The 24,044-nt window shown below is 39.9% G+C and carries 21 protein-coding genes; 11 read left to right on the top strand and 10 right to left on the bottom strand.

What is annotated here, in order from left to right; genetic code table 11:
- Positions 1-246: 246 nt before the first annotated feature.
- The 5 genes from P20429_RS12420 to P20429_RS12440 form a co-directional block, all read right to left on the bottom strand.
- The gene (locus P20429_RS12420) at positions 247-1,443 is read right to left on the bottom strand and encodes a dipeptidase (protein ID WP_007582259.1); all 1,197 of its coding nucleotides are present in this window, start codon (positions 1,441-1,443) and stop codon (positions 247-249) included.
- 64 nt (positions 1,444-1,507) lie between these two features.
- Positions 1,508-1,762 carry a YheU family protein gene (locus P20429_RS12425; RefSeq protein WP_007582257.1) on the bottom strand — a complete coding sequence of 85 codons (255 nt, stop codon included), beginning with the start codon at positions 1,760-1,762 and terminating at the stop codon, positions 1,508-1,510.
- Positions 1,759-2,751 carry a hydrolase gene (locus P20429_RS12430; RefSeq protein ID WP_007582255.1) on the bottom strand — a complete coding sequence of 331 codons (993 nt, stop codon included), beginning with the start codon at positions 2,749-2,751 and terminating at the stop codon, positions 1,759-1,761. The genes P20429_RS12425 and P20429_RS12430 overlap by 4 nt, the downstream gene beginning before the upstream one ends.
- Before the next feature lie 1,038 nt (positions 2,752-3,789).
- A complete protein-coding gene (locus P20429_RS12435; RefSeq protein WP_007582252.1) occupies positions 3,790-4,212 on the bottom strand; it encodes a TIGR02444 family protein in 423 nt (140 codons plus the stop codon).
- Complete coding sequence (locus P20429_RS12440; RefSeq protein WP_007582250.1) at positions 4,196-6,118, bottom strand: ATP-binding cassette domain-containing protein; 1,923 nt, start codon at positions 6,116-6,118, stop codon at positions 4,196-4,198. Before P20429_RS12440 ends, P20429_RS12435 begins: the two co-directional genes overlap by 17 nt.
- A 132-nt stretch (positions 6,119-6,250) precedes the next feature.
- On the opposite strand from P20429_RS12440, the gene P20429_RS19345 reads away from it, so the two are divergent.
- On the top strand, positions 6,251-6,454 hold the full coding sequence (locus P20429_RS19345) for a YheV family putative zinc ribbon protein (protein ID WP_007378899.1): 204 nt from the start codon (positions 6,251-6,253) through the stop codon (positions 6,452-6,454).
- A 32-nt stretch (positions 6,455-6,486) separates the two neighbouring features.
- Here the strand turns inward: P20429_RS19345 and P20429_RS12445 are convergent, their stop codons facing one another.
- On the bottom strand, positions 6,487-6,702 hold the full coding sequence (locus P20429_RS12445; RefSeq protein WP_007378900.1) for a SlyX family protein: 216 nt from the start codon (positions 6,700-6,702) through the stop codon (positions 6,487-6,489).
- Positions 6,689-7,687, bottom strand: a complete 999-nt coding sequence (locus P20429_RS12450) for a WD40 repeat domain-containing protein (protein WP_007582245.1) — start codon at positions 7,685-7,687, stop codon at positions 6,689-6,691. The genes P20429_RS12445 and P20429_RS12450 overlap by 14 nt, the downstream gene beginning before the upstream one ends.
- A 215-nt stretch (positions 7,688-7,902) precedes the next feature.
- Between P20429_RS12450 and fkpA the strand changes: the two genes are divergently transcribed.
- On the top strand, positions 7,903-8,649 hold the full coding sequence (gene fkpA / locus P20429_RS12455) for an FKBP-type peptidyl-prolyl cis-trans isomerase (protein ID WP_007582243.1): 747 nt from the start codon (positions 7,903-7,905) through the stop codon (positions 8,647-8,649).
- Positions 8,650-8,714: 65 nt separating this feature from the next.
- On the opposite strand, the gene P20429_RS12460 is transcribed toward fkpA, so the two are convergent.
- Positions 8,715-9,185, bottom strand: a complete 471-nt coding sequence (locus P20429_RS12460; protein WP_007582240.1) for an Rsd/AlgQ family anti-sigma factor — start codon at positions 9,183-9,185, stop codon at positions 8,715-8,717.
- Positions 9,186-9,715: 530 nt separating this feature from the next.
- On the opposite strand from P20429_RS12460, the gene hemE reads away from it, so the two are divergent.
- Positions 9,716-10,780 carry a uroporphyrinogen decarboxylase gene (gene hemE, locus P20429_RS12465; protein WP_007582239.1) on the top strand — a complete coding sequence of 355 codons (1,065 nt, stop codon included), beginning with the start codon at positions 9,716-9,718 and terminating at the stop codon, positions 10,778-10,780.
- 269 nt (positions 10,781-11,049) lie between these two features.
- Here the strand turns inward: hemE and sthA are convergent, their stop codons facing one another.
- Positions 11,050-12,480, bottom strand: coding sequence for a Si-specific NAD(P)(+) transhydrogenase (sthA, locus tag P20429_RS12470; protein WP_007582237.1), 1,431 nt, complete (start codon positions 12,478-12,480; stop codon positions 11,050-11,052).
- Positions 12,481-12,493: 13 nt separating this feature from the next.
- Positions 12,494-13,627 (bottom strand): fatty acid desaturase, encoded by a 1,134-nt coding sequence (locus P20429_RS12475; RefSeq protein WP_007582235.1) that lies wholly within the window; start codon positions 13,625-13,627, stop codon positions 12,494-12,496.
- A gap of 126 nt (positions 13,628-13,753) precedes the next feature.
- On the opposite strand from P20429_RS12475, the gene fabR reads away from it, so the two are divergent.
- The 8 genes from fabR (at position 13,754) to P20429_RS20290 (ending at position 24,015) form a co-directional block, all read left to right on the top strand.
- Positions 13,754-14,377, top strand: a complete 624-nt coding sequence (fabR, locus tag P20429_RS12480) for an HTH-type transcriptional repressor FabR (RefSeq protein ID WP_007582233.1) — start codon at positions 13,754-13,756, stop codon at positions 14,375-14,377.
- A 129-nt stretch (positions 14,378-14,506) separates the two neighbouring features.
- A complete protein-coding gene (locus tag P20429_RS12485; RefSeq protein WP_237715151.1) occupies positions 14,507-15,694 on the top strand; it encodes a hypothetical protein in 1,188 nt (395 codons plus the stop codon).
- A 9-nt stretch (positions 15,695-15,703) separates the two neighbouring features.
- A complete protein-coding gene (locus P20429_RS12490; protein ID WP_007582228.1) occupies positions 15,704-16,360 on the top strand; it encodes a peptidoglycan-binding protein in 657 nt (218 codons plus the stop codon).
- Position 16,361: 1 nt separating this feature from the next.
- Positions 16,362-16,748, top strand: a complete 387-nt coding sequence (locus P20429_RS12495) for a hypothetical protein (protein ID WP_007582226.1) — start codon at positions 16,362-16,364, stop codon at positions 16,746-16,748.
- A gap of 70 nt (positions 16,749-16,818) precedes the next feature.
- The gene (locus P20429_RS12500) at positions 16,819-17,910 is read left to right on the top strand and encodes a hypothetical protein (RefSeq protein WP_007582224.1); all 1,092 of its coding nucleotides are present in this window, start codon (positions 16,819-16,821) and stop codon (positions 17,908-17,910) included.
- On the top strand, positions 17,907-18,215 hold the full coding sequence (locus tag P20429_RS12505) for a hypothetical protein (RefSeq protein ID WP_007582222.1): 309 nt from the start codon (positions 17,907-17,909) through the stop codon (positions 18,213-18,215). The genes P20429_RS12500 and P20429_RS12505 overlap by 4 nt, the downstream gene beginning before the upstream one ends.
- Complete coding sequence (locus P20429_RS12510; RefSeq protein WP_007582220.1) at positions 18,206-19,351, top strand: hypothetical protein; 1,146 nt, start codon at positions 18,206-18,208, stop codon at positions 19,349-19,351. The genes P20429_RS12505 and P20429_RS12510 overlap by 10 nt, the downstream gene beginning before the upstream one ends.
- Entirely contained in the window at positions 19,348-24,015 is a 4,668-nt protein-coding gene (locus P20429_RS20290; RefSeq protein WP_007582217.1) for an OmpA family protein, read from the top strand. The genes P20429_RS12510 and P20429_RS20290 overlap by 4 nt, the downstream gene beginning before the upstream one ends.
- Positions 24,016-24,044 lie beyond the last annotated feature (29 nt).

Raw genomic sequence — 24,044 nt, 5'->3', positions numbered from 1 at the left:
TAATTAACTTTAAAGTTAATTGTTAGAAAAAGGTCACTCAGGTGGCCTTTTTTAATGCCTGAAGAAAAGTGATTCGCTCCTAGGTATAGAATTATTGCCGTAGCTTGGGTTGAGTTTTACGAAACCCGAGGAAAAAGGTTGCTGAAAATAACTGAGCTCTTAGATATAAAAAAAGCACGGCTAGGCCGTGCTTATATTGAGTTAGCTCTTGGTCTTTTAGCCAATTACTAATATATGATAAAAGCTTTAATGCTTTTTCGCATACTCTTGCGCTTGTTTTAAAACTCTTAATAAATTACCGCTAAGAATCTTTTTAATATCTTTGTCGCTGTAATCTCTGTCCATTAAACCTTGAACAAGATTAGGGTAGCTAGATACATCTTTTAAACCGATAGGTAATGAATCACCAACTCCGTCATAATCAGAGCCAATACCTACATAATCAATACCAATTAGCTCAACTACGTGATCAATATGGTCAAGCACCTGCTCAAGACTTGCAAATGGATACGGGTTTTTAGCGCGGTACGCAGCATCAAAATCTTTGCTTAATTTAGTGCCGTCTTTTTTAACGGACTCTTTTGTGCTTTTTAACTGCTTGCCCCAACTGCCTGCTTTAGCGGTAACAAAGCTTGAGCCAAAGTTAATTTGAATAACGCCGCCATTTTCTTTAAGTGCCAATAGCATATCGTCATTCATATTACGCTCAAAGCCAGGCGTGTATTTACGAAGTGATGAATGTGAGGCAATTACGGGTGTTTTAGATAGATCCATAACCTGATAAAACGCATCATCAGAAATATGCGATACATCGATTAGCATACCAATATTATTCATTTCAGTGACAAGATCTTTACCAAATGGGCTTAAGCCTTTCCATTTACGGCGTATATCGTAAGACGAATCCGAAATATGGTTGCTTTGCGAGTGCGCTAGCGTGATGTAGCGAATACCACGGTCGTAAAAGTGCTGAAGGTTTTTCATATCCCCTTCAATAGGAGAGCCGTTTTCCATACCCATCGCTATAGACAGCTTGCCTTGTTTAAATTGCTCTTCTATATCAGTACTTGAGCTAGCAATAGCAAACTTATCGGGTGCGCGCTGGGCTATGGCTTCCATACTATCAATCATTTGATTGGCTAGCTGGTAGCTTTTTCCTTTACCTTCAAATTCCAAATGCGCAGGAATATAAATTGACATAAACGGTGCGTTTAAACCGCCTTTTACAGCGCGAGGGTAGTCAAAATCGCCATCAGTTGTCGCTTTAGTTACATCAACCCAGCTTTCGTGAATTCGATAAGGTACGTCGATATGGGTATCAATTAAAATGGTGTCTTTAGCGAGTTTAATTGCCTTGTCAGATGCTGTTATTGTTTGTTCTGCTTGGGCTTGGCTAGTTAAAGCTAGTGATATGGCTACCACTAGAGTGCTGAGTTTTATCATGTTTTGGCTCTTTGGGTAAAAAGCCATTGTGTACGTTCAATTCAAAAGTTACAAGTACTACACCTTAATCAAACGCCTCTGCTTGATGCTCTTCACTTTGCAGCGCTTTAAATTCGCCCTTAGAAATAATAGTAACTGACTCATGTAATTCAGAGAAAAACACCATCGCTTCACCATTTTTAAGCTGAAGCTTAACTTGGTTAACTTTAGATTCGATGCTTGCTTCTACTTCGCCATAATCGGTGCCTTCGCGCAGTACATAGCTTTCTATTAGGTTGTATAGTGTATCTTTATCGAGTTGTTCAAAAGGGATAATCATAATTGCTCTTTGTTTGCGTTGCCTAAAACATGTTGCCCAAAATAGCATGGCACGGCTTTCTCTAACCAAAATATAGGCTTAAACGGATTTTTACCGCTAATAAAACCAACGTGTCCGCCTTTGTCAGAGATGCGCAGCGTAACATGCTCACTTACGTCTTGCCTACTTGGTACGGCCTTAATTGAGAGCATTGGGTCGTCTTTGGCATGAATAATAAGTGTAGGTATAGCGATATCTTTTAAGTACGGCATTGCACTGGCTTTGCGATAGTAATCGTGTGCGTTTTCAAAACCATGCAGAGGGGCTGTTAACTGATTATCAAACTCTAATAAATCGTCAATTTTCATTAACTGTTTTGGTGTTAGTGAAATTTGCTGCTTAATTTGTGGCAGCTTTCGCTGCATTGATTTTTTCATCCGATCGAGCAGATATTTTTGGTAAATTTTACCTAAGCTTTTACGAATAACATCGCTTGATGACGACAAATCATAAGGCGCAGATACCACCGCTGCAGCACTTAGTGGGCATGCTTGTGATTGTTCACCTAAGTATTTGGCCAGTACGTTACCGCCTAACGAAAAACCTACAGCGACCATAGTGCGCTCAGGAAATTGCAGCTTTAAGTGATTTATAAAAAAGGCTAAATCGGCGGTGTCACCGCTGTGATAAGCGCGAGGTAGGCGATTGACTTCAGTTGAGCAATTTCTAAAGTGCATAAGCACAACTGCATAACCTTGCTTTTTTAACGCCTTCATCATGCCTTTGGCATAAAAGCTATTTATATTGCCCTCAAGGCCATGTAAAACAACGGCAAGTGGAGCGGTTTCGTTATGTGGAAGTGACCATGCGAGCTCAATAAAGTCACCATCAGGTGTATCAAGTTGCTCAAGTTCGTAGCGAGTGTGGTGAAATGGGCGGAAAAAACGCGGCATTATGGTTTGAACGTGACGATTGGTCATCCACCATGCTGGTTTGAACTGAGAGATCATGTTTGTACTACGCACTTTGTATTAAACGAAAAGCTAGTGTACCAAATTTTTCGCTTCAGAAAATAAAAAGCGCCTAACTAGTAAACTAATAAGGCGCTTTAGTGCGTCGTGCTTAATTTTGTTCGGGAATTTCTGCATCATGTATTTTTTTCAAAAAGAAAAAAGCAAAAAAGATACACAAAGAAACAACGATGGTTAAAAACCCAAAAGACATAAATAAAACTGGATCTGTAAAAAAGTCTCTAAAGAATACGTTCATGAGTTGTTCCCCTCGTTGTTGATGGGTTAATCATAGGCGGTGTTTGCAGGTCGCAACGTGATCGAGATCAAGTTATTTACATAAGCAGATATAGGGGTGAAGCTAAGTTGATTTAGATCATGCTTTAAGGGCTACTAAGTTATTACCACTGAGAGCTAAGAGAGTTTTTCACTTGAAATAGTGAGCTGATCGTAACTCATGTTTTTTCACTTTACCTAAAAGCGTAGCGCTTTAAACTTTTTTGAGTAAGCCACTTAAAGATTTTTTGCACAAAGAGAAAAGAATGAGAAGTAAATGAGGGTAGAGCAACAAACTGCTCAATATTTATATCTAAGTAATTTAGTTTGTTTTCCTCTAAAAGCGAAGCGCCTCTTAACCTCTTTGTGAGTAAATTACTTAAAGGTCTTTGCGCAAAAAGAAGAAAAAGAGAAGAAAATTAGGGCAGGGTAATAAAATGCTGAGCTAAACAACCGCTCAATATTTATATTTTTACCTAAGTAATCTAGTTTGTTTTCCTCTAAAAGCGAAGCGCCTCTTAACCTCTTTGTGAGTAAATTACTTAAAGATCTTTGCGAAAAAAGAAGAAAAAGAGAAGAAAATTAGGGCAGGGTAATAAAATGCTGAGCTAAACAACCGCTCAATATTTATATCTAAGTAATTTAGTTTGTTTTCCTCTAAAAGCGAAGCGCCTCTTAACCTCTTTGTGAATAAATTACTTAAAGGTTTTTTGCACAAAGAAAATAGAATGAGCAGTAGAAGAGGGTATAAAAACTAGCAGCCTAAGTGGCTTTCATATACAGCTCAATATTGCTTGGTTCTGCATGCTCGATTAATTCAAACTCATTTACTGCTTCAATCAACATATGTTGCTGTTGTTTTTCAAGCTTTAGCTCAGCGCTTAGTAACTCTGCGCGTATTGTGGCGTAATCACTTATTGTATTCTGGTTAGCTTTTAAATAGCTACGAGCAGCGCGCAGAGGCTGTAATGCGTGAGTATCAAACTCACTAATTGCGTCTATTAACTCATTTAACTGTTGGGCATTAACACTTAAATTTAATGAGTCTAAATAAAGTAGCAATAAGCATAAATTAACATTTTTTCCTTGCTGGTTTTGTAGTGCCAGCAAGGTTGTTTGTTGATCAGGCTTTGCGTACAAGGTGCACGCAAACTGCCAAAAATGGTCGCTATTGAGCAAGTTCATCGGCGAATGCCTGCTCTTTTTCTTCCATTTCTTCAAGTGCCATAAGTAGCTCTTCTTCAACGTCGTTAAGCTTAGGCGTAAGGGTTGCTTGCTTGGCTAATAACTCTTTAAGCTTGGCTTTGTTGTCGTCGTTGTACAGTTCGTTATCACCTAAGGTCACTTCAACTTCACTTAATTCGGCGGTAAATTTATCGAGTTGCTTTTCAAGCTTTTCAATTTGCTTTTTAAGTGGCTGAGTGGCTTTTCTAAACTCAGCTTCTAAGCGCTTTTGTTCCTTACGGTTAACACCTGGGTTTGCTTTAGGCTCGTCGGTTTGCTGCGCTTTAACCGCTTCTTTATTCGCGTTAAGTAACCATTGATAATACGCATCTAAGTCGTAACCAAACTGAGTTACTTTGCCGTCATCTACTAAGTAAAACTCATCGGCAGTATTTTTAAGCATATGGCGATCATGCGATACGGTAACCATAGCGCCTTCAAAGCCTTGTAGTGCCATAACAAGTGCATGGCGCATTTCTAAATCAAGGTGGTTGGTTGGCTCATCCAGTAATAATAAGTTTGGCTTTTGATATACCAACATGGCAAGCACTAAACGTGCTTTTTCGCCGCCCGAAAATGGGGCTACAGGCTCAAGTGCTTTATCGCCAATGAAGGCAAAGCCGCCTAAAAAGTCACGTAGTGATTGTTCAGTGGCTTTTGGGTCTAGTCGTTGTATGTGCGTTATTGCACTGGCTTTTAAATCAAGAGATTCCAGCTGATGCTGCGCAAAGTAACCAATATTTAATCCGTGATGCTGAATAACTTCGCCCGCTTGCGGCTCTAAATCACCAGAAAGCAGTTTAATTAACGTTGATTTACCCGCGCCATTTCGACCAAGTAAAGCAATTCGGCTACCTGGTACAAGGTTTAGCTCTATATTATTTAAAATAGTGACGTCACCATAACCCGCTTTGGCTTTATCTATTGTCATTAGTGGGTTTGGTAATGCTTTTGGCTCTGCAAACTCAAAGTTAAATGGCGAGTCGGCATGTGCTGGCGCTAGTTTTTCCATGCGTTCCAGTGCTTTTACACGGCTTTGTGCTTGTTTAGCTTTACTGGCTTTTGCTTTAAAGCGCGTTATAAATTGCTCTAAGTGTGCAATTTGATCTTGCTGCTTATCAAACATTGCTTGTTGTTGTAGTAAACGCTCTGCTTTTTGGCGTTCAAACTGCGAGTAGTTACCTTTGTACACATTGATAAGTTGCTTATCTACATGCCAAATTTGGTCAACCACCGCATCTAAAAACTCACGGTCATGCGATATAAGTACAAGGGTGCCGGTATAAGCACGTAAAAAGCGTTCAAGCCAATAAACGGCATCTAAATCAAGGTGGTTTGTTGGCTCATCGAGTAATAGTAAATCGGCGTCGCGTATTAATGCTTGGGCAAGGTTTAAACGCATACGCCAACCACCCGAAAACGAGCTGACAGGGTTTTCTATTAGGTTATTGGCAAAGCCTAGACCATGTAATAGCTCACCTGCGGTTGATTCAATGCTATAGCCTTTAATATTTTCAAGCTGAATATGTACTTTGGCTTGTGTGTCGCCATCGTTGTTTTTTTCGGCCTCACGCAGTGCTATGCGCATTGAGTAGTATTCTGGGTGGCCTTGAAGTACATAATCAATCGCGCTTATTTCAAGTGCAGGTGTCTCTTGCTTAACAGAGGCAATAGACCAATCTTTTGGAATGCTGCAGTTACCGGCATCTAGTTGCAGTTCTGATTTTAGTAAACCAAATAACGTTGATTTTCCACAGCCATTAGCGCCAACAAGGCCTACTTTGTGTTCTGGGAATAATGTAGCTGATGCGTTTTTTAATAAGGCTTTACCGCCACGAAGTAGTTCTATTTCTGAGATTTGGATCATGAATGCGTTACTTTGCTGTGCCCTTGTTAAGTTGGCGCTATCATAACATAGAACTTAATGCTCTTATCAAGCGTATCAACAAGTGAAGTTATACGATAAAATGACAGCAGTTCAAACCACAGGAAAAATGTTGTGAGACAAAAGAAGCGATTTATTGCTGGTGCATCGTGCCCTGACTGCAAAGCCATGGATACTATGATGCTATACAGAGAACATGATGTTGAAAAAGTAGAGTGTGTTGAGTGTGGTCATAAAATGGCGCAACCCGATAACGCTGTTCAGGCGTCTACTCGCCAATTTGAACAAGTAATTGGTGTATTTAAACCGGGCGACTAACCCGGTTTTTTATTGCTTAATTTTTACCGGTTTTAGTAATGCGGTGGAGGCGGCTCAGGTGCTTCAGACATCATAGACGATGATGACTGCGACTCTTTAATTTTTTCTGCTAGCAGCTCAGTTTGGCGTTTCATTTTTGCTAAAAGTTGCTGGTGCACTTTTATTTCATCATTTAAGACTTCAATCGTTTCGTCTTGAAAAGCCACTTTGGCTTCAAGTTCCATTAAGCGATGTTCAATTGTGTTCATTATTCTCTCGTATAATAAATCGCTCTGCGATACCGCTGGAGCTTTCGGTTAACAACGACTTACCGTTATCTGTAAATGTCACATCTAGCACCACCGCCGATTTAGGCTTACTGCCTTCGCGCGGGGTAACCTGCCAAGTTTGAATTTTTTCACCGCTTGGTATTTGCCACAAATCTACGCGCTTATTTGGCGAGCCGGTTGCAAGCAAAGTGCCTTGTTCGTTAAAGCGCACAGCAGTAAAAATTTTCTGACGCGCAATATACTTCAGTTTACTCACAAGATCACCTGTAGTCAGCTTCCATACATTTGCTTGTGCCATACTATCGGCCGTAAACGCATAGCGACCTTGTGGATCGAGCGTCACTTGGGTAACACGCGTTGGGTGATTAAAACGATGAATTACTTGCCCTGTACGTGTATCCCAAAAGTAAGCAACATAATCGTTAGAACCACTTAAGGCGTAGCGTCCGTTAGGTGATAGGTCAACGGTGTTAACTTTATCTTGATGACCTAAAAATTCAATACGACGTCCGGTTTCTAGGTTTACAAATACGACAACTCCGTCGCTACGGCCGTATAAAACACTACGGCCTTGATTGCTAATAGCAATATCGCGAATACTGGCTTTTTGTATTTTGTAATAACCTTTATTTTTGCCTGTGGCTATATCCCACACAGCAAACGTGGTTTTTTCGGCGGTAACAGCCACGCTGTTATCAAAAGCAATAGTAACGGCGTATACCAAACTGTCTTGATCTTGCTGCTGAAACCATTGGTATTTTAGTACCTGCTGTTGATTATCCCACAGGGCGACCCCATGGTTGATAGAGGAGATCAAACTGTATTTACCATCGTTTGAAACTGTTGATGAAAACGCACCTTGTGCAGCATGTTCGTAACTTGCTACAGCGTGTTGTTTTTTATCGGTACAGGCGATGGCTAAAAAACAGCTAAATACGATTAAAAAAGTACGAAATATCGACATATTACAGGTATTTCCCCTTAACTCTTAGTGACTGAGAGGTTAGACTAGGACGCGTTAAATGCCTAGGTTGTTTGTCTAATCACTGGATATGTTTTTAGTTTAGCTAACAATGTGGAATTTAGTCATTAAACAAGCAGCCTATCATGTGGGCCGTTAATCTTTAACTAGTAATAATACATTAAAATGACAACTGCAAAGTGTGTCGGAGATTTAAAATGAAAAAGACGATTAGATTGTCATTGATTGCAGCGTCAGTTTTAGCGCTTACAGCTTGTAATCAAGAAGCAAAAAAAGAACAAGCTGAAGTTAAATTAGACACTGTAGAACAGCAACAAGCATACGGTATTGGTGCATCTGTAGGTAACTTTTTAAATAAAGACCTAGCAGACAAAACAGAAATTGGTATTGAGCTAGACCAAGCACTTCTAATCCGTGGTTTTGAAGATGCACTTGCTGGTAATGCAAAAATTGACGAAGAAAAAATTCGCGAAGTATTAACTGAACTAGATACATCAGTACGTACTAAGCAAGAAGAAAAAGCAAAAGTAGAGTCTGAAAAAAGCAAAGAAGCGGGTGTTAAATACCTAGCTGACAACGCTAAAAAAGAAGGCGTTACAGTAACTGAGTCTGGCCTACAGTATGAAGTACTTAGCGAAGGCGATGGCGAAAAGCCAGTAGCAACAGACGTAGTTAAAGTACACTACAAAGGTACTTTATTAGACGGTACTGAGTTTGATAGCTCATATGCACGTAACGAACCTACAACTTTCCCTCTTAACCGCGTAATTGCTGGTTGGACTGAAGGTTTACAACTTATGTCAGTGGGTTCTAAGTACAAGTTCACTATTCCTTCAGAACTTGCTTACGGCGACCGTGACTTAGGTAAGATTCCAGCTAATTCAACACTTGTATTTGAAGTTGAATTACTTGAAATTCAAAATGAAGAAGCACCAGCACAATAATAAGTTTATTGTGTAAATGCAAAAAGGGACCTTAGGTCCCTTTTTTAATATGCGTAAATAACATATTAGTTTGCGTGATTAGAAAACAAGTTATCAATAAGCTCATCTTCAAGTGCAAAGCGTGCTTCTAATGCCTCACCAATAACAGACAAGTCATCATCAAAACCCTTTAACAAGTCTTCTTTGTCTACTTCAGCGTACTTATCATTAAAATCTAACGCTATGTCGGTTGTACTGGAAATACGCGGGTAAATAGAGTTTGCAAGCTCTTGGCTCTGTAAGCCCTTTTTTTCACATGCTTTTGCTATATCGTCATACACTTCAAAATGGCCCGCAGATAGGTAATCCATTAAAAGTTGGCAAAATGATTCAATTAGTTTTGGCTCTGGCAATGCTTGATCTTGTTTTTCGTACGGCGTAAAACCTGCAATTTTGCAATAAAGTACAATAAGGTCTTGGCGTTCGTTTAGCCATTTATCAATTACTGTGTGGCTACCACCCCATTTTTGTTGAGCTTTTTCTACACGCGTCAGCATAACTGTTCTCCTAGCTGGGTTGGTCTTTCAATTAGAATATAATAAGTTTATGTACATCAAGATATATTTAATTTGCGCGTATATCAACAAGTAAAGTTGAGCTACTTTGAGGGGTGTACCTTTTTATATAATCTAAGGCGAGAGATTTTATTTTAGGCAAGAAAAAACCACCAGTTACGGTGGTCTAATTTCTTTCAGTGACTTGTTATAACAAGCTTTCTTATTTTTATGAGATGATTTTTATTGTTATTATTTTAAAACATTTATTTTTATTGTTTTAAGATTTTTATTATTGTTTTTGTTAACGCGGGACAAACAATAACAAGGTTTTTGTGATGTTGCAAACATATTAATAAAAAGTTTTAAATGTTATTCTTTTTTGCTTATTTTATAGTCAAAATGGATTAAAGCACGCCATTATATTGATCTGCCTCTAGGTAAAGCTGTTTTCGTCCCTAAGCAATAGAGGGTCGGAGAATATGGTGGTACAATCTTGCACAATTTATACAAGTCTTAGGATCATTTACGCCATGAGCGAATTAAAAAACGACCGTTATTTACGTGCACTTGCAAAACAACCTGTTGATGTAACTCCGGTATGGATGATGCGCCAAGCAGGACGCTATTTACCAGAGTATCGCGCTACACGTGCACAAGCGGGCGATTTTATGAGCCTGTGCCGTAATGCTGAGCTTGCATGTGAAGTAACACTGCAGCCATTACGTCGCTACCCGTTAGATGCCGCTATATTATTTAGTGATATTTTAACGATTCCAGATGCGATGGGTTTAGGTCTTTACTTTGAAACAGGCGAAGGCCCTAAGTTTGAACGTCCTATTTCATCACTTGCTGATGTTAAAAAAATTCCAAAGTTAGACCCTACAGACGAGCTTGGCTACGTAATGAACGCAGTAAGCACTATTCGTCGTGAGCTTAAGGGTGAAGTGCCGCTTATTGGTTTTTCTGGTTCACCTTGGACGCTAGCAACTTATATGGTTGAAGGCGGTAGCAGCAAAGTATTTGGTAAAATCAAAAAAATGGCGTTTGCAGAGCCGCAAACACTTCATTTATTACTCGATAAGTTAGCTGACTCAGTTATTGATTATTTAAATGCTCAAATTAAAGCTGGCGCGCAATCGCTAATGGTATTTGACTCATGGGGTGGTGTATTAAGCCCGCGCGATTACAACGAATTTTCACTGCAATATATGCATAAAATTGTAGATGGCTTAATTCGTGAATACGATGGTCGTAAAGTACCGGTTACTTTGTTCACTAAAAATGGTGGTCAATGGATTGAAGCTATTGCAGCAACGGGTTGTGATGCAATCGGTCTTGATTGGACTATTAATATTAGCGACGCTAAGCGCCGTGTGGGTGGTAAAGTAGCTCTACAAGGTAATATGGACCCATCTATGTTACACGGTACACCAGAGCGTATTCGCCAAGAAGTAGGCACTATTTTAGAAGACTTCGGTACAGGCAATGGCCACGTGTTTAATTTAGGCCACGGTATTACACCAGATGTAGACCCTGAAAATGCTGGTGTATTCATTAATGCAGTACATGAGCTAAGTGCTAAGTACCATAAGTAATAGCTACTTAAATAAGCTTTAAAACTGTTTAAAAGTAAAAAAACCGCTAAGTTGCGGGTTTTTTGTTACCTATTTATAAAGGCTTTTAAAACTACTTATACCAATTCGCTTAATTAAGTGATCTATTTTGAGGGAAGAAAATCGTGTCGATAACAAGGCAAAAATTTCGTTATTTAGTGTTCTATATCAGAAATTTTTAACGTAGTTAACGTCAGATTTAACCCCTCAAATTGATTAAGTATTATTGCGGATTGGTATTATTTAAGCAGTTATTTAAATAAGCGATTTAAACCATTTAATGCCGCAACACGGTAGGCTTCAGCCATGGTTGGGTAGTTAAATGTGGTATTTACAAAGTAGTCGATATTATTGCCACCATTTTTTTGTTCCATAATAGCTTGGCCAATGTGAACAATTTCAGATGCACGCTCGCCAAAACAATGTACGCCAAGTACTTCTTTGGTTTCAGTGTGGAATAATATTTTTAAACTACCTACTTCAGTACCAGCAATTTGCGCACGTGCCAAATGCTTAAACTGAGCACGGCCAACTTCATACGGTACTTTAGCGGCTGTAAGTTCTTGCTCAGTTTTACCTACTGAGCTCATTTCTGGAATGGTATAAATACCAGCCGGAATATCAACAATCAGTCTGTCATCGCAGTTACCACATGCAATTGCATCAGCAGCTATGCGACCTTGGTCAAACGCAGCACTAGCAAGGCTTGGATAGCCAATTACATCACCTACAGCGTAAACGTTATCAACTTCTGTTTGATATGTTTCGTTAACTTTTAATTGGCCACGGCTATCGGCTTTTAAACCAATGGCTTCAAGGTTTAATGTATCAGTGTTACCAGTACGGCCATTAGCAAATAAAATACAGTCAGCTTTTACGCGTTTGCCTGATTTTAAATGCATAATAACGCAGTCGTCACGGGTCTCTATTCGGTCAAACTCTTCGTTATGACGAATAACAATACCGCTGTTCCAAAAGTGATAGCTAAGCGCGTCAGATATTTCAGCATCCATAAAAGCAAGTAGTCGGTCGCGTGTATTAACTAAATCAACTTTAGCACCTAAACCTTTAAATATAGAAGCATACTCACAACCAATAACACCTGCGCCATAAATAAGTACGCGATGAGGGTCGTGTTTAAGACCTAAAATAGTGTCGCTTTCGTAAATACGAGAATGCGTAAAATCGACTTCTGGTGGGCGATAAGGGCGTGAGCCGGTTGCTATAACAATCGTTTTAGCAGTCAGTCGCTCAGTTGAACCATCATTTCTTTTTACTTCAATCGTGTGCTTATCTACAAAGCTCGCATCACCTTGAAACATATGAATGCGGTTACGATCGTAAAAGCTGCTACGTAAATTAGATTGCTTAGAAATAACAGAACTGGCATGACGTAAAATATCAGGAAATGTTAAGCGGCTAGGGCGCTCACCAACATTAAATAACGGATTTGCTTTGTATTCAATATAGCGGCTAACAGAGTGGCGAAGCGCTTTTGAAGGAATTGTTCCCCAATGCACACAACCGCCACCAACTGATTCTTGGCGTTCAATAACAGCTACTTTTTTGTCGTTTTTTGAAAGGTTCATGGCGGTACCTTCACCGCCAGGACCCGTGCCAATAATTATTGCATCATATTGGTATGTCACGGGTACTTTTTTTTGTTCTGGTTGTTTGGCCACAGCCACTCCTAAATTAATTAAAAGAGGCTTTTAATAACCTCGCATTAAGTGCTAGCCATGCCTGTTTTTGATTTTCCCAGGCGGCTTCCAACTCATGGTATTGTGCCATTAATGCTGAGCGTTCACACTGCTTTGCCATGTTATTTTTTTTAACTTCTAACACTTGTTTTTGTAGTGAACAATAATTTTGCAGTTTTTTCAGCAGTAAATCGTACTCTTGTTGTAATAATGTAATCTTATCTTGTGCTAAAGGCAATTTTGCAAGACGCGTTTGCGTTTTGCTCATTAGCGTTTCGGCCTTTGCTTTTTCGATACGTTCAACAGGTGTACGCTTCAATTTATTAGCTAAACCAACAGCTGCTAAAGAGCGGATCATCCATTTTGTTGGATCGTAATGAAACCATTTAATACCGTTACGGTAGTCGCTTGCAAATATATGGTGGAAGTTGTGATACCCCTCACCGTATGTAAATAACGCTAAAAAGCCGTTATCGCGTGCCGTATTTTTTTCGGTGTATGGGCGAGAGCCCCAAATATGTGCAACCGAATTTATAAAAAAGGTAAAGTGTTGACTCAGTACTAAGCGTAGTAAACCTGCAAGAATTAACATACCCCACACATCACCAACTAATAAACCAAGTGCAAGAGGCAAACCTACGTTCATAGCAAGTGCTAGTTTTAAGTAGTGCTTATGTTGCCACATAACGACTTTATTTCGTTGTAAATCACGACAATTACTATAGTCGTTGTAGCTATCGCCTTGGTAGTCACGTAACATCCAGCCGATATGGCTATACCAAAAACCATTGGTAGCCGCGTAAGGGTCTTTTATAGGGTCGTCAACTTGACCGTGATGTATACGGTGATCGCTACTCCAATGCAAAGCACTGTTTTGTAGTGCAAAAGCACCGCCAAGCGCAAAAATAAATTCAACAGCAGGGTGTGCGTTATAGGTTTTATGTGCCCATAATCGATGGTAGCCGGCAGTAATTGATAAGCCTGCATAAAACATGCAGCCAACAAAAGCAATCCAATGCGCGCTGGTAAATCCGTAGCTAATGGCGTACCAAGGTACAAGTGTGGCAGCCGCCAAAAAGGTTAGGCTAAAAAATAGGACGTTTGTCCAAATAATCGGTGGTTTATTCATAATTCTCAATCTCAGCGTACAACTGTAAGCTAAAATAGTATTTCAAACTCTCGTCGTCAAGTATTAGACTGTACAATTGAGCTAATATCACTAAATATTCATATAAAATAATTCAGGGAGCTGTTGATGTCGGGTGTTAGAGCGCAACAGAAACAAAAAACACGACAGGCGTTAATTCAAGCGGCATTTAATCAGCTGAGTGCTGATCATAGTTTTTCGAATTTAAGTTTACGCGAAGTGGCACGAGAAGCTGGTATTGCCCCAACTTCTTTTTATCGTCATTTTAAAGACATGGATGAGCTAGGTTTAACCATGGTAGACGAAGCCGGTTTAACCCTTCGTCAACTAATGCGTCAAGCACGCAGACGAATAGCAAACGATGGCGGCAGTGTTATAAATACCTCTGTGGTTACTTTTATGGAGTTTATTGATAACTCAAGTAACCAATTTAGGTTGCTGCTGCGAGAACGCTCTGGGACTTCTAAAGCATTTAGAGCCGCAGTAGCGCGCGAGGTAAAACATTTTATTTTAGAGCTGGCTCATTATTTAGAAAGCGAAACTAAATGTAATGCTATGCACGCCTATATTCAGGCGGAATCTATGGTAACGCTCGTATTTAATGCGGGTGCAGAAGCGCTCGATATAGAAGGATTGCAACGCGACGAATTGATTGAGCGCGTTATTTGGCAGCTGCGTTATATTACTCGTGGAGCCGGGCATTACGTAAGAGAAAACACTGAACAAAGTTAGCAAATTTAAAAATTCATTGTAGATTTTTTGTGCCTATTTCTTTATATTAACGCACTATAATAACGGCATATCTTTTAGCCGTAACTAAATAATAAATAAGTCTCTTATTAAGAGAAAGCGAGGATGCAAATGCTCACCAAGGATCCGGTGAACTTAAATTACCCCCCACTATTTGAACAACCACATAATGAGCCTGAAAATTCAGAGCCTGTGGTTACATTCTCTTATTTAAGTCGTGCTCAGCTTTGCAAACTCCCTAAAGTGTTGCAAAGGCAACTGCAAGACAACCTATTTGGTGCGCTAGATAAACACCAAGCAGCGCGATTACGCGACGACACTCGGTGCCAATATTGGGCTAAAGACAAAGAGTGGAAAAAAGTACCGTACTCAGTTTTTAAACAAGCTAATACACGTTTGGCTGTTTACCCAAAACAAACCCAAGCACCAACAAAGTACTCGGGCGCGGTTAATAATGGTTCAATTACATCATCGCAAACAGCGTTGCAAAATAATACTTTTATAAATAACACAGTAATGACGCCAAGCACTTCTGCATTTATAAACAGCCAATCAGCTGCGCAAAATAGTCCGCAATTTATAAATCAGCAAAGTTATAACCAAAAACCTAAAAAAGCAGCGCAACCTATACAACAACATGCGCCCGCTGTACGTATTTATAAGCCAGAGCTAAACAGCACAATGCTACTAAAAGCATCGCACACTGTTAGGCAAAATTTTACAACCCACGTACTTAGCGCCGCCGAAACCGTAGAGCAACTCGCCCAGCAATATACCGGCTATAAAAATGCCAATTTAATTTACGATTACAACTTAGGTTATAGCGAGCGAAAACCTGCTAAAGCAGGCACAAGCTTAACAGTCCCCAACGGTTGGAAACTCAATATAGAAGGCTCATGCAGTAACAGCCGCAGTGTCGTTATTCAGTGGCAAGGGCCAACTAGTGGGCAAATAACGCTACAACTAGAAAAAAAGCGCCCAGACGAAGTCTCGTTTTGGCAGCACTACGCTGAGGTAAAACCGGGTCTTTATAATGTTACGGTAACTGCCAGTGGCGCAACCGACACCACCACATTTACTGTTGAACAACCCACTCTAGCCTACGAAATAGAACTACTCGACGAAGCTGGCGAGCCACAAGCCAACATGGGCTACAAAATACGCCTACGCAACGGGCACATTATTACCGGGCAGCTAGATCAAAACGGTTATGCCAACGTATCAGGCCCCGACTTTGAAAACGCTAAAGTCAGCTTTTTTGAACTCGACAGCGAAGATTGGTCTGTAGGCAAAGTTTAAGGATACACAATGACCCAACAACACACCGTAGCCCAAGGTGAAACGCTATTGCGCATAGCTAAGCAATACGGCTACCAAACATCTAAAGCGCTTTACAACCACCCAAGCAACGCAGAGTTTAAAGCCCTACGCCCCGATCCTAATTTAATTTACCCGGGCGATAAAATCACGATTCCACCAAAAAAAGAAAAGTTTATACCGCTGCGCACCAACAGCATTAATAGCTTTGTTGTACAAAACGAAAAAGAGTATTTTCGCCTGCAAATTATTCATGAAGATGGTGACGATATTACGGGTAAGCGCATCGTAATTACTATTGGTAGCCAAACAATAGACACTGTATTGCCGAGCGATGGTTTAATAGAAGTTGAGTTAAACGAAAATGATTCACTCACTGGGCAGGTTGATTTATACCTCAAGGAAGATCAAAGCTCACCTAGTGAAAGTTTTACTGCACAAGTTGGTCATTTAGATCCCATCGATACACTTTCAGGTGTGCAAGCTCGCTGTAATTTATTAGGCTTTGACTGCGGTACAGTTGATGGAATTAACGGCTCAAAAACCAAAGCGGGAGTGAGGGATTTTCAATACGAGCATGATCTTGAAGTAGATGGAATTGCAGGGGCTAAAACCAAAGCAAAATTACAGCAAGTATTTGGGAGCTAAAATGAGTATTTCACAGTGTTCGCCTATGCAGATAAATAATATAAATAAAAAGTATATTACAGAGCCAAAAATCACCTTCGAATACCAGTTAAATTTAAGCAAATCGTCGAGCAAGCCTATAAACCCGCTTAATGAAAAAATTATTTTGGAACATGTAGAAAGCTGTTGGCGTCAAGAGTGCCTTGTTGGTGATCGACGTATTGTAAATACCGACTGGGTTCGTCTAACATTTAGAAAAATCCCTACAGAAGGTACTTTTAATTTAATACAAGATCCAGATGACGGGGCTGAGCCTTTTTATATCTTCGAACGAGTGCCTTATACACAGTTGAGTGGTCAAACACCGCAAGCAGAATTAATGCCAAGCATTAATATAGATGATGAGTGAATTTATAAATAACATAGGTTTATAAGATAAAGCTATTAATGAATTCACACCGCACATACTAGGATTACCCATGTCATTAATCTCAGAAAACACAGCCCGATTTAAACCGCTTTTACACAGCATAACGAATATAAAGGCGTTTAGTAAAAGCGCGCGAAGCAGCGCTATGATATTACTAAGTATTACTACATTGTTTTTAACTGCGTGTGGCGGTGAATCTAACTTTAGTAAAGATAAAATAGCGTATCGCCATACATACCATCCGGAGTGGCCAAAAGAGGTGCGTAATGAGGTGTATGGCGATAAAGAAACATTTTCAACCCCGCGTATTTTATTTAGTGCTGAGATAGAGTGGATAGGGCAAACTACATTATTTTCTGCACGTATGGATGGCTCTGATAGGCGCCGGATCATTCCAGAAAGTGCATTTTCGGGTAAGAAAATGATCGACGGCCATAAACCTGAGCGCTCTCCTGATAATCGATATATCGCAATGTTGATGTATGTCCCTGAGGTTGGCCACACACGTCAGCTCTGGGATACCAAAACCCAACAGTTTATTTTAATGAGCGAAGGCCATGGCGCTATCCATTTTAATTGGACTAACGACAGTGAAAACGTGCTTTTTTACAGCAATGGTAAGCATTATAATTACCATGTACCCACTAAAAAGCTCAGAGAGCGGCCAATTATTAACTCCAATGGCTTATATTTATTACCAGATGGTAAAACTTTTTTAGCATATAAAAAAAATGAGTATTGGTTGCATGATTTTAATGGCGGCGTGTTGGAGAAGGTCGATTTAGGTATTAATAACCATTCTACTATGCAGGGTTTAGAAGTATCCCCTTTCGGCGATTATATTTATTTTAAATCAGGGAGTACACATTACTTTATTAATTTATCAGACCCCAGTAAACGTATTACATCACGAAGTATAAGCTCGTATATTTTCTCGGATAAAAAAAATAAAGCAATAACATTTTGGTTAATAGAATCAAGGGAACTTATGGGTAATGGTCAATATTATCAAGATGAATTATTGGTTGAGTTTGATTTAAATACTCAGCAAATACGAGAAATGCGACTTAAAGAAAGTAATATATGGGGTATGGGAACTATATATATTTATGGCGTGTTTAATATCAAGGATGAACAATGACAGAGCAATTTTATACTGGGCAATGTAGTTTTCCTAAAGCGTATTTACTCACGGGTTATGTTAATAAAGGGGAGCCAATCAGTAAGCTCACCCCGCTGTTTAACCGTGTGGTGGTGGCTGATAGCAATGAAGCCACACCAATACTATTAAGTAGTGATGAAGGTGCGGTGCTAGAAGCAGTTGATGGCAAACAGCTGACAACACACACACCGTTTCATGCCCATAAAACTACCCCACTTCAGCTTAGCACTGCTGCACTTGCAACCAATTTACACCGTACAATCAAGGACTGCCAATGTCATTAATCCCACGAAACAAAACCCGATTTAAAGCGCTTTTACACAACATAACGGATATAAAAGCTTTTAGTAAAAGCGTGCGTAGCAGCGCAATGATATTGCTAAGTATTACTACATTGCTATTAACTGGCTGTGGTGAGGAGTCTAATCCACCTGCAAAACAAGTTGTTGAAGAGCAACCAAGCCGATTTAGTAAAGATAAAAGAACGTATCGTCATAGTTATCACCCTGAGTGGCCCAAAGAGGTGCGCAATGAAGTGTATGGCGATAAAGAAACATTTTCCACTCCGCGGATTTTATTTAACGCGAAAGTCGAATGGATGAAAAGGAAAACGTTGTTTTCAGCAAGAATGGATGGCTCAGATAGGCGCCGCATAATCCCCGAAACTGCCTTTGAAGGTCGAGGGCTTATTGGTAGCCACACCCCCAAGCGCTCTCCGGATAACCGCTACATTGCTTTATCTATGGATACAACAGAGCACGGTTTTACCCGCGAGCTCTGGGACACCAAAACCCAACAGTTTATTTTAATGAGCAAAGGCTATGGTCATGCCCATTTTAACTGGACCAAAGACAGTGAAAATGTGATTTTTTACGCCAGTGGTAAACATTATAACTACCATGTACCCACCAAAGCACTCACTGAACGGCCAATTATTTACTCTAATGGCTTGTATTTATTGCCAGATGGTAAAACCTTTTTAGCCGATAAAAAAAATAAATACTGGTTACATGATTTTAATGGCGACGTGATTGAGAAGGTTGATTTAGGCTTTAACACCCAATTTACGATGCAGTATTTAAAAGTATCCCCTTTCGGCGATTATATTTCTTTTTTATCAGAGGGGCTTGGATACCCTAAATATTACTGGGTTAATTTATCAGACCCAAGTAAGCGTATTACAAAACCTTTCAAAACAGGGGGTTATTTTTTCTCAGATAAAAAAAATAAAGTGTTAAGTCCCGCATCAAGAGATTCGACAGAGCTAATGGGGAACGGCCGACCATACCCTGATTATTACTTTATTGAATTGGATTTAATTACTAAGCAAGAAAAAGAAATATTGCTTAAAGAGAGTAATATTTGGGGCATGGGAACTATATATGTTTTTGGCGTGTTTAATATCAAGGATGAACAATGACAGAGCAATTGAATACAGGGCTATGTAGCTTTCCTAAAGCGTATTTACTCACGGGTTATGTTAATAAGGGGGAGCCAATCAGCAAGCTCACTCCGTTGTTTAATCGTGTGGTGGTGGCTGATAGTAATGAAGCCACACCAATACTATTAAGCAGTGATGAAGGCGCCGTGCTTGAGGCTGTTGATGACAAGAAGTTAACAACACGAAACCCGTTTCATGCCCATAAAAACCGACCTATTATTGTGCCGCCGGTTGATGCGATAAGCTTGTTAGCGGCAAGTCAAGGTGATAAGTGGTTTGATGCGTTTAAAACTCAACTAGGAAGCTATAAGGGTAAAACTAATAACCTTAGCTATCAACAAATTGCAGTTGAAGATTTACAACGTCCCGATATTGATAGTAAAGATAAAACCTACAGCGATTGGTATAACAAACACATTATTAAGAGCAAGGTAACCCATATTTATGGTTATGTAATACCCAAAACACGGGCGCTGCTGCTGAGTGTAAATCGCTCTATTCCATTAGCGGCCGGCGTTAGTAATGTTGAAATAGTAAAAGGCACTGAAACGCCAATTAAAGGTTTTTTTAATACGGGGGATGAACTCGGAACTGAAAGTAAAGTTTACACTGCTGTAATTAATAATAATGACCAAAAGCTGAGTGCTGGTTTATATAAAATACGCGTTAAATTAGATAAATTTGAATTAGACGAACAATATACCCGTTGGAGCCAAAATGCTCTTAGCTATGATGACAGTGGCACCCCTTATTACGAACTCAGCGAAATGTTGCATTTTGATATTCAAAACGAGGCCGGTGAGTTTGATATTATTAACTGCGACCCAATTTCAGTTGAAGAGTCGCTGATTAAGCAGTTTCCTAGTTATTACACCCACTTAATCAACTTTGCAAAAAACACGGCCTCTGCTCCTGCTGCTTTTGACCCTAATGAGCCAAAAAAAGGCTTGCCTGAATATGGCTCGCCCGATGCCAAAATGCCGAATAGCAAACCCACGGCAATAGCCAGTGGCTTTTTAGATTACTGTACAAACTGGGAATTAACTAAAACCCGCGCCAGCCTTGCTGCAGGCTTTTTAGTTGCCGACATGCAGCAATATGTAGATGCCGATGGCGTACATCATGATAACCGAGGGAAATTTGCCAAGTTAGTTGCTAAAACCTTGCATACCCACTTTCAAACTAACCAAGACCCTGCAGTATCGGCAATGCTTGATGCTACCTTTGCACTTGATAGCGGTGTTGATGCCTGGGTTAAAATGAGGGAGGCGTTAACTAACCCCAGTGACCTGACAACAAGCGATGCATTAAGCAAATACTTCTTGCCTTTTAGTAAATCGCATCCATTAACTGAAAATGAGAGACTGCAATTCAATAATACATTCGGTGATACGTTAGGAGTGCCTGCAAGTGTACTCAACGTATTAGATAAGTCTATTAATACCGTTAATTTAGCTGTGAGTATTAGCGCGTTTAGTAAGGCGACCATATCGTATTTTGGTGAAGCGGAAAACACCTTAAACACCAGTGTTAGTCATTATAAAAGAGTAGCTGATGATTATTTTGCCCGCTTAAGCGAGCGCGAAGTAAGCCACGATGTAGTTATTCAGAGCCTGTTTGAACTTGATAGTGATGTTGTGAGTGAGCAGTACCAAAATGAAATAATATCGCGTAGCCAAATTATTGTTGAAGGGCTGCTCGCAAACCCTAATGCAATGGTTGATATTTCAGGGTATACCTGTGATATCGGCGGCGTTGAATATAATAAAAAACTGTCTTTAAGGCGCGCTGAGGCTGTTAAAACTATTTTAGCTGAGCAGATGATTAGCCGCGGTATGGATCATAACCAAGTTGAATCTCGCATGCGGGTATATGGGTACGGCATGCTTGAGAACTTGGTTGACAACGACTCAGAAAGCCAACGCGAAATTAACCGGCGGGTAAGCCTTAAGGCTTATATTGTAAGTAGCCTTGCTGTAAGTGCCTCTCGTGAGGGGCTAAATAATTTAGAACGTTACCGCAGCTTAAGTGTTGAGAAAAAAATCGCACGCTCAAAAGAGGGCGACAAAGCATTAATGGCCGCACTTGACACTGCGCTTGCAGTATTAAGTGTAATACCTCATACCGCGCTTGCAGCACGTTCAATTGGTTTTTTTAAAGCGGTGGTAGACGCAGCGCCTGTTGTTACTCGTGGCGTTGCTGCCTTAGCTGATGAAGTAATGACAGATAATATATGCAAACAATATTTAGCAGTTGATGATAGGCAAAAACAGCAAAGCGAACGAAGCAGCGCTAATCAAGCATTAATGCGTGATTTAATAACAGAAATGAACAGTAATCATACCATTGCTAATAGCACTTTATGGGCGGCGCAATACAGAGTGCGAGCTGAAGCCATCGCGGGGTTGGTTGGTTTACTGCTAAGAGCACAAGTGTATGCAAGCACCAAAGACGATTACATTAACAATGCAAAAAAATTAGAGATTCAAGCATATATTGAAAACTTTTTACTCGGCGATGAGTGGGCATATCCACTAATAGATAACGCGGTAATAAAAATGGATACGTTTTGGGTTAACTTAGTTGAAAACGTAAATAAAATGAAAAGCTCTGGTGCCGCTGAGCAGGAATATCAATTAACCTACGGTGTAAACCAAGACTTTAAATTAACCGCCGCCAGTAATCGTAAAACGTTATACGAAAACCACGTACAAGTAATGGATGATAAAAGAGCAACATCAAGTTTGATAGGCATGGTTAGCCCTGCGCTTGGGTTTTATATGATGTCTAAAGCGCCAGTGTCTTCCTTGCAAGGTTACTTACAAACACAGTATCAAAAGTATTTTCCGATTCACACTTTAGGCACTAATGAGCTTGACAACTTTATTGATACTTTTGACCCCTTAATGATGCAATACGGTGAGGCAAACTATCATTGTAGTGTGATGTATTACCAAGATATTAATACTAAAAAATGGCATTTAATGAGTGATTTAGGGGATGAATCAATTACTCCATTTACTCCGGTTAGAGTGCTGGTGGTGTTTGATGAAACAATGGCCCATATAGCACCACTCACATTTGAAGTGGAGCGTATAGATGGCTGGGATGTGACCAGCATTAAGTATTCAGAGCTTGCACGTGCGTTGACCAAAGATGAGCTGTTTATAAGTCAAGACGGTTTTGATGAATCGCGCTATATAGGCATGGTTGGGTGTGTATTTCAGCCATTTTATCAACTTGGGCCTAAAACGTATTTAGGCATAAAGCCAACCGCACATCAAGGAGCTTTTTTATTACCCGGGATTAATAGCGCAGATGACTATGCTGACTCTGGTCGTCTAAATAATATGCGCTATAGAATCACGTGCCAAGTGGCTGGCACTAAGAGTGAAGATTTACCGCTTAAACAAACACCTGCACAAGGCCCTGTTGAGTTTGATGGGGTATTTAGCTTTATTGAAGACGACTTTTTAGTGAGTGTTGATAAAGAAAAACACAGCTCCATGTTAATTAAAGACTACCTAACGAGCTATGATTCAAGCTTTGCCTACCCTGAGTTATTTGATGGTGAGAAAACCGTTACTATGGCAATTAGAATTGGGGGCGAAGGCGCGCCATTTATCTCATTAGCGAATTTAAACAATGAGTATTTAGAGGGACCTTACAAAAAAACTATTAATGAAGAGCTCTATAAGCGCGAGCTTTGGGCAAGTGAAAGAAAAAACAACCTTACCATCACTCGCCACGGTAATAGCCTTAAAATTAAAAAATATGATTGGGATACCGAAATAGAAGTGTTTGTCGTGGTAACCGCCGATAAGTTACTTGAAGATAATTACAGCAAAGACCTGATCAACCTTAACCCCAATACTATTCCGTGCTCTTTAAGTATGGCGGGTATTTCGTCAAGTTGGCTCAAAGACAGTGAGTTACAAGGGCCCACTTATCCCAGTAATTTAATTAATATTGGTGAAATTGAGCGTTCTTTAACAGGTGGTTTTAACAGAGGCAAAATACGTGATAACCACTATAAGCTGACAAGACGACGTAAAGTTAAAGGGCAGTCTCAACTTCGCGATTTTATTTCATTTTTAAAAGACGATTCTTCAGAGGTACTCTCGCTATTTAATTGGCATAACAAAAAAGCTAAGTTAGACAAGCAAGGCCAAACTGAGAAAAAGCATTTGTATGTCGCACGTTTTAAACTGGATTATAAGACCCCCAAAGGCAATACCGTAAAAGGTATTCGTCCTTTTGGTAACGTGGATATAAACGCTAATGGCTCTGTTGATGAATCACCTAAACTATGTTTTAAAGAATTTAGAACGGCTGGTAATTCAGGAATAAGCGTTGCCGACTTTAGTACTGTTGATGGTTTGTTATTAGACGATACATACAGTCACGGTTTTGGCCTAGAGGTGGAGTTACCTAAATCAATAACCAGTAACGCGCCATGGGCTAAAGCAATGAAGAGTAAACGCTATAACAAACTCGAGCCCCACTTGAGTGATTATCAAAAAGACTTTTATAGCTCGAATGACATGACTATCGATGAGGTTAAAGAGTGGTTTGAAACACATGCAAAAAGCTTAGATGAAGCGCGTATAGAGGCAATCAATGTACGTAAAATAAGTGATTAGCCACAATATACAAAAAAAAGCCCATTAAC

Origin of the sequence: Pseudoalteromonas sp. BSi20429 (assembly GCF_000238895.1) — a bacterium.
GTDB classification, from domain to species: domain Bacteria; phylum Pseudomonadota; class Gammaproteobacteria; order Enterobacterales; family Alteromonadaceae; genus Pseudoalteromonas; species Pseudoalteromonas arctica.
Note: the sequence above shows the minus strand (reverse complement) of the source record. Positions and strands in the feature narration are given on the sequence as shown.